Below are 17,079 nucleotides of genomic sequence, written 5' to 3'. Positions count from 1 at the left end.
AAGTATCTGTGCGCTGCCAGGAGTGGCCATCGAGCACCTCCGCTGGTTCCGCTTGCATGGTGCGATAGATCGCGCCCGGCGTCAATTTACGAAGGTAATGTGAGAGGTGTGAGGAGGAGGGACAGCGATGGGAAAAGCTAATCCGAGGCGCGCGCTCTCTCAGCGGTGAGCGCCAGCACAGTCACGGCGCGGTGCAAGGCTTCTTTTTCTGCCGGGCTGAGGGCGACGAACTCGATGCCGTAGCGGTAGCCGTCGGTGTTGCGGACCACGCAGCGGATGCCGAATTTCATGCGCGCGTGCGGCAGTTCGAATTCCAGCTTGATCTGCTGCCCGGTCTTCAGGTCCAGGGGAACGTAGAGCGCCATGCCGCCTTCGCTCAGATCGTGGCCGCGGCCGAAGCTGTGGATAGGCCGTCCTTTGGTGTCGGCCAAAACCCGGACGCGAACGTCCACGGGTAATCGCGAGAAGCGCCGCCTGTCTTTACCTTGATCCTTCATAGGGACCGCGTGGCCTACATGCCTGCCGGACAAGGCCACTGGGAGAGAATCGATTCAGAATTGAATCCGCTCGCGGACCGCATGGTTGGCCAGATGGTTGGCCTCCTCGTTGTGCTCCCGCGGGATGTGAGCGATGGAGAAGCGGAGGGAGCGGGCCAGCTTGCGGCAGGTCCAGTGCAAGGAGTAAAGGCGCGGGCTGCGGCAGGCGTATTCGCCGGTCATCTGCCGGACCACGACCTGGGAATCGGAAAAGACGTGAAGCGCCCTTGCCTTCAGGGTGAGGGCATTCTGCAGCGCCTCCATCAGGGCAACATACTCGGCCACGTTGTTGTCCTGGTGCCCGATCCACTTGGCGATGCGGATGGTCTCTCCGCCGGAATCCTCGATGACGACGCCAATGCCCGACGGCCCCGGATTCCCGTGAGAGCCGCCGTCCACATAAGCTACGAGATCGGACATTTCGCTCCTGCTTGGGACACAATGCGCCAAGCTCGCGCGTTGGTCAAGATGCTTGTTTGATACGGGAAAACGCTGGTTTCCCCGCTATTCTGTGGAAAAAGGTGTGAAAAACAAGGATGAATTGATGCAAGCATGTATGAAGTACGCATTTTCACTGGGGATTCGCCACCCTGGACCGGACGAGAATCTTTGTTGATTTGCACCAATCTCGGGCATTGACAAACAGGAATTTGCGGTTAGGATTTCGTGCGTCGACGGTCGAAAGGGTTGGCTTCCACACTAGTCGCCAGTCCGAAGTAGGCCGAGTGACCGGTCCAGCGGGGCGACCCGCGGGATCCCCGGACCCGAAAAATCCGACAGGCCCTGCGAGGGGCAGTCGGGGTTCGGAACTGCGAAAGCAGTGGTTACATCAGGGGCTGTGATGGTGCATGTGTCCACGCTGTTGGCTCCCTCGCAGGAGCTGGCGGCTAGACCATAACCAATGTCACGGCCCTTTTAATTTTCCCCACCCGCAAGCGCCCCGGCACAATCAGGATGCGACAGAACATAGGGGCCGCCCGTAGCTTTTCTGGGACGTGATCCAAGTGTATCGTTTACCTCGTTCCTTGAGTGGAGCCCAGGGACGATCCGCGGCTACAATTGGCGCAACCCGAAGAGTACCCGGAGAAGAGATCCGACCAACACGGTGGAAGGAGGATTTCCGTGAACAGAGGTTTCGATCGCGATTCCATCGTTCGCAGCATGCGGCTGGTAGCCCTTGTGGGCGCCGTACTGCTGTGCTGTGCCGCGCTCGCATCGGCGGAAGAGCCCGGCGTGACAGACAAAAAGGTGCTCATCGGTTCCTGTTCGGCATTGGAAGGGCCGGCGAGGCTCCTGGGCCTTGAAACCGTCAAGGGCGCGACTGCCTATCTTCATCTTGTCGATGAGAAAGGCGGTGTATACGGCCGCAAGGTGGAGTTGCTGGCCTTCGACGACAGCTACGATCCGGAGAAGACCACCGCCTGCTTCAACCGCCTGCTGAAAGAAGGGGTTTTTGCTGCAGGATTTTTCGTGGGCACGCCTACGGCTGCCAAGTACGTGCCGATGGCGGAAGAGCACAAGCTGCCTGTGGTCGGGTTGTTCACCGGCGCGCAGCTCCTGTATTCGCCGTTGAAGCACTGGGTCATCAACGTCCGCGCCTCGTATTACGACGAGACCCGAGACATGGTGAATGGCCTGGTGAACGATCTCAACATCAAGAAGGTCGGCGTGATCTATCAGGATGACGCCTTCGGAAAAGCAGTCCTGGACGGCGTGAGGATCGCGCTGGAAAAACATCACCTGGCGCCGACAGGACTGGGCACGTTCCAGAGGGCCTCGCTGGACGTGGACGGAGGCATCCGCACGGCGCGAGCGACTAATCCCGAAGCCGTGGTGCTGGTCGGCCCCTACGCCCCGGTAGCGGAGATCGTGAAGCGCAGCCACGCGCAAGGATGGCATCCCATCTTCCTGACGGTGTCGTTCGTCGGCACTGAGGCGTTCATCAAAGACGCGGGGAAGGACGCCGAGGGGACAATCATCACCCAAGTGGTGCCCCCGTACGACCGCACCGACTTCCCCACCATCGCCATGTACCGCGAAGCGATCAACAAGTTCTATGGAGGGTCGGAGCCTAGCTTCGCCAGCCTGGAAGGATTCGTTGACGCCATGGTGCTGGTCGAAGGCCTGAAACGGGCTGGAAAGGAACCGACCCGGGCCAAGCTCATTTCGTCCATCGAATCCATCCACAAGATGGACGTTGGCCTGGGCAAGCTGGTGCTGGACTACGGGCCGGAAGACCACAAGGGCTTCGACACGGTTTACTCAACCGTGGTTAAAGGCGGGAAACCCGTCGTGTTCACCGATTGGAAGACGGTGAGGAAGTAGCCGCATCGGGACAGGGGCCACCGTTCAGACGCCCAGCAGGGAGCGCGCTTCCTGTCTGGCGCCTGGAGGTTCTGGCCCCATTCGTTACTGCGCTGCCGCGCAACAGTCCCCGTTCTTCAAGTTCGCTTGGTCTCATTCCGCCGTTCGACGCAAGTCAGCACGGCCCCGGCTGACGCGCGCGCCGGCGTGGCTTCCATCTTCGCGATGCACTCCCGGCCTCGCCGTTTCGTTCGGCATCCTGATGCGCATGTTTCACGTGGTGCATGAAGCGGTCCAACATGCCATTGACAGCCAGAGCATCCGCTACCGTGAAAATCAAAGGACACTCGGAACACTTCCAGGCGTGGGTCGACACCTGGGTGAGGAACGCACTACCTGCAGCCATGTCTTCTCCTGTGGAACGATTTCCGCGCCCTGTCCCATCTCCCGTGGCGCTGGTTAAACAGTTGTTTGATCACTGGTGCGCCGGCGCATGGCCCCGGATCTCAACGCAGCTGGCATCATCGTGTCTCGATGAGCCGCGTGCTGCGACTCTGCGGGGCCTCGCTCAGCAGAGGGGAGGAGAGTGATTGCCGGTCGTGTGAGAGGGGAGAACAACTGTCGCCACGTTGCCCGATCTTGGTACGAGGTCGAGGAAGTGCAGCAGAGACGGAATGAACCGGACGGTGATCATCTCCGGCGAGTGCAGTTTTGCCGAAGCCGGGAAATGCTTCTGTTTTTCTGGGGTCGAAAAAAGGGACTGCACGTCGTTGGGAAGCTCGAACTGCAGCCGGTCGTCGTCGGCCGAGATGACGGGGAACAGCAGCGCCAGGGCGAGGGTCAGGCCGAGCAGCTCCGTCCACCGCGAGCAAGGGCCGGGCCGGCTGTACAGGATCCAATGGGCGAATACGCCGGCGGTCCCCAGGAGCCAAAGCAGGTTGAGATAGTCTCCCAGAGAGGCGTGTGCGGCAGCCATCAGACATACGGCAAGGGGCGGCGCCACGACAAATAGGATGTGGCTGACGATCGACCGATTCTTCGACCTGCGGCGGCGCACTGTTCACCCCTGGCCAGGTGCCGGGAACTACTCGGAGGGCGACATTCTGACCATTTGACCCAGACGCGCTCAGTGCCCTGAGTCACACCTTTACGTGACGACGGCTACAGTGCGGCCGACGGTTCGGAGCCGCCATCGGCATGCCACTCGGAACCTTGGCAGATACGAGTTACCAAAGGTATGCCGCGGGTACCGCCGTCATCTGGTGGATGATCGAGGGCGGCGCATACTACGTTGAACGGACCAGCACGCCGGACGCCCGGAACCGCAGTCCGGCGGCGCGAGGCAATATGGTACGCCGAGAGCAACGCGAACGGATCGTGCTGCCGGTCAAGGTATTCAGCAGCAACGCCCGGGGAGAGCCGTTGTCGGAGATGGCATGCGTCACCGAAGTGAGCCAGAACGGTGCTCGCGTTGAAGGCGTCGGGTGCATCACCCGGGTAAACGAGATCATTTCACTGGAACACAACGGACACCGGGTGCAATTCCGCGTGGTGTGGATCGGCGAGTCGGGCACGCGCATGGCCGGATGCGCCGGGCTCCAGACCTTGGCGCCGCAGAAGGCCATGTTCGGCATCGAACTGTCTTCGCCCAGCCTCGACAGCTTCGATCCCACCCTTCCGCACGGCGCTCCGCCGGGTACCACGACGGGGATCATCGATCGCCGCGTGGTGGAACGGCGGCAGGAACAGGAGCGGCGCCGGCATCCGCGCTACAAGTGTGCCGGCTCCGCCGAATTCCGCAAGCAGGGCACCGACCTTGCTGGATGGGGAAAGGTGTCGGACATCTGTCTGGGCGGCTGCTACGTGGAAGTGACGTCGCCACTCCCCATCGACACTCCTGTTGAGATGGTAGTCAACGTGTGCGGCGAACAAGCGCGCACGCGAGGGCTGGTGCGCTCGCACCACCCCGGCTTCGGAATGGGGATTGCCTTCGTCGAGACTGCGCCGGAGCAGATAGAGACCCTAGAGCAGATCGTCGCCGTGCTAGCGGGTGGCGCACCGGCGCGGAAACCAAATGTGGTTGCGCCACCGGCGGGCACACGCCCGCCCAGTCCGGCGGCCGCAGCGGCGCTCGAAGCAATCATCAAGTGGTTCAGCACGCACGAGACTCTCTCCCGGCAGGACTTCCTGCGCCTCATCGAACAGAAAAAGACAGACCCCGCCGCTACTACCCAACGCTGAATCAGTGAGTGGCGGCGCCACCTTCGGCGGGGAGCTGCTGGAGCGCGCGCACGGTGATCTCACCGCGCCGGAGAGCGGCGATGCCTTCGGCGGCTGCGCGGGCCGCGGCAAGAATCGCTGCTGGAACAATAGGGCTGGCGGACCAACGTCAACGGGCGGAATTCCCTTGCTGTTGAGGAATCTCCTTCTCACTAGGAATCGCGCCCAGCACCCCCGAACGTATCGTAGCTGGGACACACCCGGCCACTGGGACTGCGTCACTTTTCGCAAATCAAGCCGGCAGCGATGCACAAGAAGATGCCCGGACCGGTCTTGCTATAACTTGACCCGTAAGGCCGAAACCCCGCCAATCTTCGCTGCCCACTATCAAGTGATTTTGGGCACGCTCTCTATCCGGCCGCAGCAGCCCATCGGGGAGTCTCTCGGGTTGCTGCTGTTGCCGGTACAGAAGTAAGCTTCACCGGCTATGCAAAAAGGGGCCGAGCTGTTCAAGCACATCGTGATCGGGGCCGTGATCAGCGCACTGGCTTGTGTATCGGTGTTTTCGGTGGCTGGCTCGCCTCTGATGAGCGACTTGGAGAGCTGGGGCTACGACCTTCTCGTCCATCCCGCCCTGGATTCCCCGCCGCACTCCGAGGTCGTGATCGTTGATTTCGACGATGCGGCCGTCGGCGCATTGCGCAGTTTTCCCGTGCCGCGGAAGGCGGTCGCGCAGGTCGTGCGACGTATCTCGGCTGGTGGTCCGGCAATCATCGGGTTGGATCTCCTGCTCGTCGATAAACGCACGCCAGAGGGCGACCTCGATCTGGCCCAAGCCATTACTGAAGCCGGGAACGTAATCGTTGCCAGCCAGTTCGGCTCAGAACAGATTCCGGATGAGAACCCGCTGCCCGAATACTGCGAACCTGATCCTGCGGCGATCCCGTACTGCAAGTCCGGCGCCGCGATGGCCAGGGGCTTCGTCAACATGCCGGTGGACGACGACGGCTTCATCCGCCGGACGTTCCTGTTGCCGCCGAGGAATGTTGCGGCGCTGCCCTTTCCGCTGGCCCTGGCCAGCCTGTTCCGGCGACAGCCGCTGCAACGCAGCGACGCGGGCACCTACCGGCTAGGTACCACCTCACTCCCGCTGGACGAGAGCGGATTGAACACGGTCCGCATCGGCGCTTGGAGCAGTCGGCCTGCCATCCGCGTATCAGCCCTCGAGTTCCTCCAAGGCAAAGGTGATGCCGGGACATTCAAGGGAAAGATCGTTCTGATCGGCCAAAGCAGTGCCGCCGGCAAGGATCGGCACTTTACACCGGTCTTCCGCTTCGCGCAGGCGGACGGCACCCGCAAGATGTTTTCCGGCACGGAGATCCATGCTGCGGCGCTGGGAACGCTGCTCGACGGCAGCGCGATCCGAGTGATGAGCAGACCGGTGTTGTGGGGAATGATTTTCTTATTAGGCTGGCTTGTGGCTACCTTGGTGCTCATATCGGGGCCGGGATTTGGCGTGCTCGCGGTGATTGCCGCCAACCTGGCGCTGTACGGATTCGCCCAGGCTTTGCTGACATGGGAGCATGCGTGGCTTCGCTTTGTCGCTGGCGAGGCCGTCGTGCTGCTCGTGCTCCCCGCGGGCCTGGGTCACCGATTTGTCACCGAACGGCTGCTGAAGTCGAAGGCCGAAGCAGAGCGGGCGCAGCTCATGGGAATCTTTTCACGCTACGTCTCTCCCGAGGTGGCGGACGAGATCTGGCGGCGACGGGGCGAAATCGTCCTTGCCGGGCAGGAGCGGGTCGCGACCGTGCTGTTCTCCGATATCCGCAGCTTCACCAAGATCACAGCCGGCAAACCTTCCGCAGAAGTGCTGGAGTGGTTGAACGACTACTTCACCGCGATGGCTGCGATCGTTCGGGACGAGGGCGGCTTTCTCAACAAATTCATCGGCGACGGTCTTATGGCGGTCTTTGGCGTGCCCGTGAGCCACGGAGAGAAAGAGGACGCTTGTCGCTCCGTCCGCACGGCCTTGCGCATGGTGCAGGAGGTCGAACGGATGAATCAGCTCCATGCGGCAGACGCTCGCCGGCCACCGCTCAAGATCGGCGTGGGGATTCACACCGGGATGTTGACGGCCGGCAACGTCGGCTCCAGCGACCGCCTGGAGTACTCGGTGATCGGCGAGACCGTGAACCTGGCCTCGCGCCTGGAGTCCCTGACCAAGGAATTTAAGAGCGAGATCGTGCTTAGCCCGCAGACGCACGAGCTGGTGCAGGACTGCTTCCCTACGCGGCTGTTGGGGGAGACCACCGTGCGTGGCTTCGAAGATACAATGCAGAACATGAGAGTGTACGGCGTGGCAAGCGCGCAGACTGGCGCCCGCGCCTGATGTCCTTTTTCACTTGGGCGCTCGTCATCGTCGCCGACCCATCGTGTGGCAGGAGGTTCCGCCATGAAGGTGCACACTTCGTCCTGGCTCATCGTCGCACTGATCTTCTTGCTGCAGTTTTCATCCTGGGCCCAGACGCAACCTCAAACCAGCAAGCCTCCCGCGAAGCCGGCGGTGGAGACGGCCAAGCCGCCTGAAGCCAAGAAGGCGGCGCGTCCCCGCGTTGTGACCGACCTCTCCGGCTTCGACCTGCTCGATCCCGGCAAAGCCAAGAAGCAGACCATGATTGCCGGCGCCACGCGAGGCGGGCCCCGCGCCACGGCGCTGGCTCCGCGGTTGGCGAAGTTCTATGGTTCGTCGCCGGTGTTCCAGTGGAGTTATCCCGGGAAGACGAAGAAATTCAACTTCGTGCTCAGGGACGACTCGGACTCGGAACTCCTGCGTACGGAGGTGGTGGGGACGGAGTTCCGCTATCCCGCGACCGCGCCGCAGCTTGCTCCCGGTAGGACATACTTCTGGACAGTGGAACCGGCCGTGATGATGCTGGCGGAGCCGTCCGCGCCGGTCGGATTCGTCGTCGTGCCCGCAGAGCAGCGGCAGGAGATTGATGAGCGGTTCGCGAAGGTCAAGAATCGTGACGGGTATGCCGCGGCCTACGAGCGGGCGCAAATTCTCACCGATCAGCGGCTCTGGTATGACGCCATCGGCGCCTACACCGATCTCATCGCAAAATTTCCCGATCGCCCTAAGCTCTACGAGCAGCGGGGGATGATCTACGCGCAGTTCGAGGTGACGCAGGCGCCTGCCGACCAGGACTTCGCCCGCGCCGAGGAGCTGAGGGCAAAACCGTAAGATGCTATCCGTTCTGGCAGCAGTAGATATGTGCCGGCCTTCGACGAATCACTCGCCCATGACAATGAACGGTGCCCAGAAGAATGGGTTGTCGTACCCGCTGGCTCGCAATTCTGACTTGGCGAGTGCCAATGCTTCGGACTTGTCTTTTCCCTCTAGGATGTGCCGATAAAAGTGATCCATCAGTAGAGCAGTTGATTTGTCGTCTACTTGCCAAAGTGAAACAGTGGTGCTCGAGGCGCCTGCCATCAGAAATGCTCGTCCGAGGTTGGAGACTCCCTCAACACGAGTAACGCGGCCAGAACCGGTGTTGCATGCCGACAGTACGACCATCTCAGCGTTGAGGTTTAAACGCAAAATCTCAGAAGTTTTCAGGAGCAAGTCGTCGGGATGTTGTTTGTCAAAAGAAAATACGAGAGCGGGTTCCAGTGCGCTGGAAAAGCTTGGAGCTATTCCATGCGTGGCGAAGTGAAGAAACCGGGTGGTGCTCACATCCGTCTGTAAAAAGCTGTGTTTGGTCGCGACTGTGCCGAGGCGGACCTCGGTGGAAGTGTTCGGGAAAAGAGCAGCTATATTTTTCACTTCTGTCGCAGTTGCCGGAAGGCGCGGAAGGACAAAGCCGCGAGTGAGGTATGCAGTCCAGGGCTTATTGTCGGACATTGGAGATGTTCCGCGTGCGTTTTCAGAGGAGCTCGAGTTCAAATCATCGAGCGATGTTACCGGGTCTCCGATAGCGAACAACATGCGGGACCATTGATGCTGGTGCGATGATGCGGATCGGGCCAGGACCAAACTCGATAACGAGGGGTAGTACCGAGTTGGTATGGATGCTAGGGGATAGGCGCTACTGCTTGCTCTTGGGGACAGCAATTCGATTGGAAGGAGGAAAAGAACGCCGTCAGGGACTATGACAAGAGACTTCGTGTCCAAAAGCACTGGCTTTGGAAATAACGCGACGTACAGATCCTCAAGAGCAGCAGTGTCGGTTTCATCCAGGCGTCCGTTGTTCAAGTCGTCTCGGACCTTTGCCACCCGCTGTTCAAACCAGCTCCTCGGCTCGGGCACTTTGTAAAAGTCAACGAGAGAGACAGCTCCTTTCGCTGCTGTCGCGGTCCATACGAATGCAGCCGAGTCGGAGAGCCGGAATTCGACTAGAGTCTCACCTGAATGTAGAGGCACCTTAGACAGCTCAAGGGCTCTCGGATATCGAACAGACGCATAGGCCGGATATTCTTTGCGTAATTCATCCACAAACAGTTGTTGCTCTGGGTCGCTGGGCGAGAAGTCTTTATCGAAGGACGCGGTCGTCTGTGTCCGTTTCGCGAGTATCGCTCGCTCGCGCTCCTGCACATCGGCTGGCATCCGGGAACGCAATTCTCGAAGAAATGTCGCCCCGTAAGAGGCAAGAAACTCGCGGGCCTTGTTGGCTTCTGAGTATTCTAATGCTTCAGCTGCCAAGCGGTTCCGATCAGCCGGTGCCGCAGTCGAGTAAAGCGAGAACAAACAGTCGATGAGCTCGTCGTAAATGAATCCGTAAGATTCTGCCAGCCTGGTTTGTCGCTCTTTATCACCAGCGGCCTTCATCAAATCAATTCGATCGATCACACGTTTGTACAGTTCCACTGCCCGCGTGAAATCCCCTGTGTCTCGGGCTAATCCGGCTTGACCGTACCAGTAGCGTCCGGTCGTATACAAATCGTGACTTCCTCGAACTAATGGATCAGCCTCGCTCAAGGCCCTAGCTGCGCTGGCATAATCGTGTTCTCGTCGGTACACCTCTGCGAGGGACATCAACCCGTGTGCTTCGCTCACCTCGTTCTTCGATTTCCGGTAGTACACAAGCGCCTCTTGTGCTCGAGCGAGGGCCTCGTCATATTTCCGAAGTTGTACCAGGACTTCTACCACACTGTCGGCCAGCGATGAGATATCGACGGCTGGGTTGGACTTGGCCAGGGCGCTCGCTTGAGTGTAGACCTCCATTGCCTTGTTTAAGTTCTTAACCGCCGAGTTCCGTTCGCCGTAAACTGACATCAACGTTGATAAGACTTGAAACTGAAGCGCGGTGTCTTTGCTTGTCTGTGCCTCTCGTAATGCCTCCTGTGCTTGCCCTAGCGCTTCTTCCCATTCGCCGACCACGGAAAGGGGAGCGACCAAGTTATAGCTTGCCCAGGCGAGGCTTACGGGATTCGCGTTACTGTCGCTGTAGAGTTTTCTTGCTTGTTTCAGCAGTTTGATGCCAGACTCGTAGTCGCCCCTTTCGTTGTAGGCCCAAGCCAGTACGGTTCTGCTCCATGCACGCTGCCACACATCTGGTAGTTCGTCGGCAATTTGTTTCGCGTGGACGTAACTCGAAATTGCACCTTCGAGATCTCCCTTCCTTTGCAACACCATTCCGATCTGACGCTGTTCATTAGCCTCGCCAGCCTTGTTGACGAGATGTTTGTAGATTTCGAGCGCTTGTTTGTGGGCGACCAGAGCGTTGTCAAGCTGATCGAAGGCAGTTTCTATTTCTCCCCGCTTCGACAAAACAGTCGCGGTTATTTGGTCATTTCGGAGTTGCTTTGCCAGCTTAGCCGCACGTTCAATCGAATCGTACGCCTCCTTCTGATCTCGCTTTCGCACACAAAAGTCAGCTTGTGCCAAATCGCATTCGATTTCGTGGCTAGTATCGGAGAGGGAGTTGTAGAGAGCACGGCATTGCTGAAGATGGGAAAGAGCCAAATCCGAATGCTGTTGGAAAGACTTCGCAAGTAGCTGTCGGCCGATGTTGTAGTGAAGCTCGGCTGCTGAGGCGTTTTCGTGCGCCTTTTGAAGTAAGGCCAATGCATTATCCCACTGCTCGATTGCCTTACCGATCTCGCCCTCATTCACATAGATCGTTGCCAGCAAAATCCTGTGCAGCGCTACGTCGGGTTCGAGCTCGATCAACTTCTGCGCACTCTCCTGTGCCTCCCCGGGACTCTCGGATGCCAAAATTGTCGCAGTCATCTGCTCGGCATACTTGAGAACGCCTGACTGTTCGTCCTTCACGCGTTTTGCTTGGGCGAGGCAATCACGCGCCTTAGCTGAGGCAAGATCCGGCTTGTTTGCCATTGCGGCAACGCTTGCGTAAGTACAGACAGCCAAGACGTCCGCTACAAATGGCGCCCTATCCGGAGTAAACGAGATAAGGCCTGCCATTCCTTGTCCAAACGCCAAGGCCCGGTTGATGTTCTTGCGCTGAAGGTAGTAACGCATCAGAGCGTCAAACCCAATCCGCAATGCAATCCCGGCGGCAGGACCCGTGTCGTTCAGACTTGCCTCTAATGCGTCAGCCCCGGTTTGGTCAGCAATTAGCTTGAATGGAATCTCGCCCAGCCGTTGCAGAGCGAGCGAGCTGCCAACAGATTTGTCAGTCGATTTGCCCCAGGCCCTTTCCAAATTGTCGAATGTGTTAATAAGTTCACACAGCAGCAACGCGCTTGCGAGTTTGTTGTCTTTAAGCAGTCGTTCGGCCTCGCCGCGAATCTGCATTACATCGATAATCAGTTTCGCGCGCGAGTAAAGGACGTCGCGGCTCTTATCGTCGGCTGGATCGACTTGCAACATCGCTTTTTCGATCACCAGCAGCTCGTTCACAGGTTGCTTGAGTTCTTGGTACAGGAGTGCCTCAGCGAAATAAAGAGATACGAGATCCTTCTGCAAAGCGTTTGCATTTATGGTTTTGTCAGCGTACAGCAGCGACACTAACGATTCGGCACCGACGAAAGCCCGCTCTGCGTCTTTGTATCGATGAAGCTGAAAAAGGCTACGACCCGCTCCGCCATGGGCAGTAAACAAAAAAACGGCTGACTTCTCCTTTTCGGACGATGCTTCGAGTTGCCTCCACGCCGCCAACGCTTCTTCATGTCTTGCGTTCTTGTTGAGGAGGACGCCGAGAGGCAAAAGGACCGTGTTTAGCCGTTGGCCGTAATGGAGCTTACTCCAGAGTTCGGCCGCATCTTGAAAGTAGCGAATGGCTTCGTCTTCCCTGTTTAACACCTGATCTGCTCGTGCAACCTCCTCGGCAGCTGCAGCTGCCACAGCGTCCATGTGCAGATTGCGGGCAAAGGAGAGCAACGTCGAAAAGGTCGTGAGTGCTTGCTGGTTCTGTCCTGCCGCCTTGTAAGCTTCTCCTAGTCCAGCCAGGAGAAGGGAGCGACAAAGAGGCAACTCGGCAAACTTCTTGAGCACGGGCAAGTTCACTACGGTGCCATTGCGCTCGACATCACCGCTCATCGTGCGTTGGAGCAATTCTGTAGCCTTGTCGAGATGCTTGTCTGCCGTGTAGGCATTACCGAGGCCGTAAACAGCGACGACCAGAACCATATAGTTCTCCCGCCGGATTGCCTCATCCCTAGCGAACTCTAGCTCCGCAATTACTTCGGCATTGGTGCTCTTGCCCGCGTGTATCTGGGCTGCATAGACGAGATGCAGAGGTAGAAAATCGAAATCGCTCTGCCTGTCGATTGAGACGGCTTCGTCTATTGCGGATTGAGCTTCTGCCAGCTTGCCTGTATTCACCTGAAGACTAGCGAGCGCCCCCAATATCCTAGCTTTCATGTACAAATTCTTGCTTCGGACAGCAGTATCAAGCGCTTGTTGCTCGAGTTGAATGGCTTCTGCGAGGCGGCCTTGCATGTTGGATTGCTGAGCGAGTGAATCCAAGACGCTGGCTTCGACGACAAGATTGTTGCTTGAGCGTGCATCCTCCAACGCTTTTTGTGCGACAGCGCGTGCCTTCTCAAGATCGCCAGCAACAAGACTCGTACTGACCATCGCCTCTTCGGCGATCGCCATATCGGCAACAAGTTTCTTCGCAGATGCCACCCGGGTCGCTTCCTCTACAGCCAGAATTGCCTGTTGGAAGTCGCCTTTGTTGGCGTCTACCTGGGCTTGTTCCAACAATCTGCGGACCTCGGGGTCACTAGCCTTGAGCTCTGGAGGGATGTAGCGCGGCTTGCGTGTATCTTCCCCAGCGGCGAGTGCAACGAGGAACAGAACAAAACAGAACAGGCGTCTTGCTGCTCTGAATCTCTTCGGCCTTAGGCGGGTGTACTTGGACGGAGCACTTCGATCCATGACTCATGCTCGCAGCGAGGAACGATCGACACGTAACGGCCGGCTCTGCTGGCGCATTTTGCTACATGCCCAATGCCGGGGCAAATACATTTCTGCGCGCAAGCCGAGCCGCAGCCTATGACGGTCGCCAGAACGAGCCAGTAGACGTGAGGCCGCCGCCAAACCGTATGAGTGAGGCGCCATCTACGTGCAGTTAGAAGTCACGCAGGCGCTGGCCGATCAGGACTTCGTTCGTGCCGACGAACTGCAGGCCGCGATTTCCAACCGGTGAGCGGTGGCCGAGCGGAGGACGCAGCAAGATTCTCCAAACTTACCTCCACTCGCCTTGCAGAACGAACGCAGCCCAGAAGAATGGATCACGCCACGTTTCCTGCTTCCACATCTCGATCTGGGCCTGCCGTAAGGCGGCCGCCGGCCGCAAGCGCCGGCTGCCCAGCATTCCCTCGTAGAAACGCCGCATCTCCTCCGCGGCAGCCTGGTCATTGATGCTCCAGAAGCTCACCACCACGCGTGGCGCTCCGGCGTACATGAAACCTCGCGCCAGGCCGATCAACCCTTCGCCTCGCACTTCCTTGCCCAAGCCGGTTTCGCAGGCACTGAGCACAACCAGACCGGCGTTCAGCTTCAGATTGAAGAGATCGTTCAGCCGGAGGAATCCGTCCTCCGGGTTGCCATTCTTGTCGAAGAGCGACAAAACCACACCTGATAACTCCGGATGCGCGTCATTCACGACGCCGTGCGTCGCGAAGTGAATGATCTGGTACTGCCCCAGTTCAGGAGAGGTCGCAGCCGATCTGTTGGCAGCGAAATCGAGCGCAGCGAACCGCGATTGCGGTGGCGCCAGGCGGAGGATGGCCTCCGCCTCTTTGCGGGTGAAGGGAAGCCGTTCCAGGCCGATTCCTCGCGAAATCCCGGTCGCCACGTCTCGCGTGGCGGCGGCCGGGGGGACACGGTCCTCCGGCGAACGGAGCGGTGCGGCTTGCCTCACGGTTTCCCCGCTCGAGGAGTTCGCTGCGATGCGGTCATCCTCGCGCTCGAACACTGGATCGGCCAGCACCGCGAGTTTCTTGGGGGCCGGATGGCGGCCGCCCACGCCTCTTCGCAGGAAAGCCAGAGTCGAGGCAGAGGGAACATTGACGATCTCGTGCGCGACGATCAATGGTTCATACGGTGCTGACGCGCCGGGGTCCCAGCCCGGCGGCGGCAGCGCTGCAAACGGCACAACCTGCAAAGCGCCGTCGCTCGCGATCAGGAGGCGCTTGGTCCCAAGCTGGCTTTGCACCGGCCCCAGGACCATCCGGCTCAGCGAGGAGGCGATCCTCTGATGGTCGTCGGCAGCGGATGGGCGCCGGCCGACGATGGTTCGATACAGACGCACCGACAGGGTTTCGATCTCGCCGCGCGCGGGTAGCTCAAAGCTGGCCAACCCCGACGGCGTCACGGCCCACAAGTAGCTGCGTTGGCTGCCCAGCGCATACTCCAGGAGCAACGTGTCGGCATCCAGCACTTCTTTCTGGATGGTCGCGAGATCCACCGGCCGGGACTGGGTGAGTGCAGCGTAACGAGGGCTGTTCGCGCGGATCTTTGCTTCCACCTGCTGGTACTCGGTGCGGAGCGCTTCCAGCTCCTGCTGAAGTTGCTGCGCCTGCTCGCCAGCGTCGCCGCTGCTCAGCAGCCGGATCTCCGCGCTCTGCTTTTCCTCCAGGAGCTGACTGAGTTGACGCCCGCGCTGCAGCAACTCGGGCGCAACTCCCTGGCGAAGGTCGACTCCAGCCTCGCTGAGAAGGTCCAGCAGGCCCCGCGCTTTTGCCCGCTCATGCGCTTCCAGCGCCTGGGCGTCATATCCCTTTTCTGGATGCTGCCGGTGCAACTGCATCAGCAGATCGATGTACAGCTCGTAGGCTTGCTGTGCGGTCGCGAAGTACGAAGTGCGCAGTTCGCGGCTGGCAATCCGCGCCCGCTGCGACTCGACGATCGCCAGCGAAGCCTCGATGTGATCGCGAGCCGGCGCCAGCTCGGCCAGGTCTCGTTCGGCCTTCGCCATCCAGAACAGCGTTTGCGACTCTCCGACAGGATCGTGCACTGCACGGCGAAGCTCCAGGGCCTGCCGATAGTAGCCAAGGGCGGTCTCGGGCTGCTGCAGTCCAGCATAGGCATTGCCCACGGCGTTCAGCGCCTGTGCGTTCGAGCGGCGGTCGCCGACCGCTTGCCGGATCTCCAGGACTTGCTGGTAGAGACTGAGCGCCTGCTGGGTCTGTCCCTGCACGTCGTAAACTCCCGCCAGTGCGTAGAGTGCGCGAGCCTCTCCCATGCGATCGCCTTTGGCGCGATGGAGTGGAACCTCACGGGTGAAACACTCGAGCGCCCTGTCGTTCCGCCCCAGAGACTGGTAAGTGACCCCGAGACGATAGAGAGCCTCGGGATCCGCCTGCCCGCTGTCGGCGGACGGCATCAGCTTGAACGCCTGGTCGGAATAGCTCAAGGCCCGGCGGTCGTCACCCAAAGCACCATAGACGCTGCTGATCCCGACCAGCGCGGCAGTTTCGAGCCCGGGTTCGTGCAACGTCCGAGCCAGCGCCAGCGCCTGCTGATCGAAGTCCAACGACTTCTCCTGCTCTCCTGCCTCGAAATGGACGATGCCAAGACGAAGCAGCACCGTCGCCTCCATGAGGCGGTCACCGAGCGCGCGAAACACAGCCAGCGCGGCCTTCAGGTCGGCGAGTGATTGCGCATACTCGCCCCCAGCTTCGTAAAGTATGCCCCGGCCGACCAGGGCCGTGGCCTCCTTGGGCTGATCTCCGGCGGCGTGAAGGGCGGGGATGGCCTGTCCGTAGTATTCGCGGGCCTTCGTGTCGTCCCCCAGTGCCGCATACGCTTCCGCCAGGTTGAATAGCGTGCGGGCCTCCCATGGTTGATCGCCGAGACCGCGGTACAAAGGCAGCGCCTGCAGATAGTGACCGATGGCAGCCTGCTTCTGATTCAGCAGATCGTTCAGGATCCCCAGCAGGTAGAGGGTGGACGCTTGTTTCGCGCGGTCGCCGAGTGCGCGCCACAGGGGAAGCGCCTGCCCGAAGTACTCCGATGCCTTCTGCTTGTCGCCGCCGGCGACCGAGACACGGCCGAGCCCCATCAGCGTCGAAGCTTCGCACTGGATGTTGGCCAAGGTGCGACAGAGCGCCAACGCCTGCTGGTAGGTGTCCACCGCCGGCTTCGATTCCAGTGAGGATTCGTAGGCGCTGCCCAGCATCAGGAGGACGCTGGCTTCATCGGTACGATTGCCGATGCTGCGGACCAAGGCCAATGCCTGGCGCAGGTGTTCGGCTGCGCTCGCTTTGTCTCCGAGGGTGAGATAGGTGGAACCGAGGCCCACATGCAATTCAGCTTCCTTAACGCGGTCTCCCAGCTCCCGGTACAGCGCGAGCGCTTCCTCACCCTTCGCGACGGCTTGGCGGATCGATTCCGGGGTCTTCTGCGCGTACAACCGCATCGCTTCCGCGTAAGCCTGGTCTGCAGTGGCGCGGCGGTCCTGTCCTGGGGCTGGCGCTGTACTGCTCTGGCCGGCAAGCGCGGGTTGCGCAGCGTTGAGGATCACTGCAAGGGCGGCGGTCAACACCAGGCGCCGAAACATTGCCAGCTCCCCTCCAGATCAGTATGGCGGCAGCATGCGCCTGACTCCGT

At 60.0% G+C, this 17,079-nt stretch carries 9 protein-coding genes; 4 read left to right on the top strand and 5 right to left on the bottom strand.

All coding sequences use genetic code 11. From position 1 onward, the window contains the following. Window positions 1-137: 137 nt before the first annotated feature. Window positions 138-452 (bottom strand): PilZ domain-containing protein, encoded by a 315-nt coding sequence (locus tag LAN37_02155; protein MBZ5646007.1) that lies wholly within the window; start codon window positions 450-452, stop codon window positions 138-140. A 99-nt stretch (window positions 453-551) separates the two neighbouring features. Beyond that, the gene (locus tag LAN37_02150; protein MBZ5646006.1) at window positions 552-956 is read right to left on the bottom strand and encodes a ribonuclease HI family protein; all 405 of its coding nucleotides are present in this window, start codon (window positions 954-956) and stop codon (window positions 552-554) included. Between the two features lie 702 nt (window positions 957-1,658). On the opposite strand from LAN37_02150, the gene LAN37_02145 reads away from it, so the two are divergent. Then, window positions 1,659-2,861 carry an ABC transporter substrate-binding protein gene (locus LAN37_02145; protein ID MBZ5646005.1) on the top strand — a complete coding sequence of 401 codons (1,203 nt, stop codon included), beginning with the start codon at window positions 1,659-1,661 and terminating at the stop codon, window positions 2,859-2,861. A gap of 547 nt (window positions 2,862-3,408) precedes the next feature. On the opposite strand, the gene LAN37_02140 is transcribed toward LAN37_02145, so the two are convergent. After that, the gene (locus LAN37_02140) at window positions 3,409-3,816 is read right to left on the bottom strand and encodes a hypothetical protein (protein MBZ5646004.1); all 408 of its coding nucleotides are present in this window, start codon (window positions 3,814-3,816) and stop codon (window positions 3,409-3,411) included. Window positions 3,817-4,037: 221 nt separating this feature from the next. On the opposite strand from LAN37_02140, the gene LAN37_02135 reads away from it, so the two are divergent. The 3 genes from LAN37_02135 (at window position 4,038) to LAN37_02125 (ending at window position 8,301) form a co-directional block, all read left to right on the top strand. Further along, window positions 4,038-5,081: a PilZ domain-containing protein gene (locus LAN37_02135; protein ID MBZ5646003.1), complete on the top strand. Its 1,044-nt coding sequence runs from the start codon at window positions 4,038-4,040 to the stop codon at window positions 5,079-5,081. Between the two features lie 511 nt (window positions 5,082-5,592). After that, window positions 5,593-7,449, top strand: coding sequence for an adenylate/guanylate cyclase domain-containing protein (locus LAN37_02130; protein ID MBZ5646002.1), 1,857 nt, complete (start codon window positions 5,593-5,595; stop codon window positions 7,447-7,449). Between the two features lie 63 nt (window positions 7,450-7,512). Beyond that, the gene (locus LAN37_02125; protein ID MBZ5646001.1) at window positions 7,513-8,301 is read left to right on the top strand and encodes a DUF928 domain-containing protein; all 789 of its coding nucleotides are present in this window, start codon (window positions 7,513-7,515) and stop codon (window positions 8,299-8,301) included. Window positions 8,302-8,349: 48 nt separating this feature from the next. Here the strand turns inward: LAN37_02125 and LAN37_02120 are convergent, their stop codons facing one another. Continuing rightward, complete coding sequence (locus tag LAN37_02120; protein MBZ5646000.1) at window positions 8,350-13,401, bottom strand: CHAT domain-containing protein; 5,052 nt, start codon at window positions 13,399-13,401, stop codon at window positions 8,350-8,352. A 310-nt stretch (window positions 13,402-13,711) separates the two neighbouring features. Beyond that, the gene (locus tag LAN37_02115) at window positions 13,712-17,029 is read right to left on the bottom strand and encodes a CHAT domain-containing protein (protein ID MBZ5645999.1); all 3,318 of its coding nucleotides are present in this window, start codon (window positions 17,027-17,029) and stop codon (window positions 13,712-13,714) included. Window positions 17,030-17,079: the final 50 nt, after the last annotated feature.

It is taken from the genome of Terriglobia bacterium, from assembly GCA_020073495.1.
Classification (GTDB): Bacteria; Acidobacteriota; Terriglobia; order Terriglobales; family Acidobacteriaceae; genus JAIQFD01.
The sequence above is the reverse complement of the archived record's forward strand: the minus strand, read 5'-3'. Positions and strand labels throughout refer to the sequence as shown.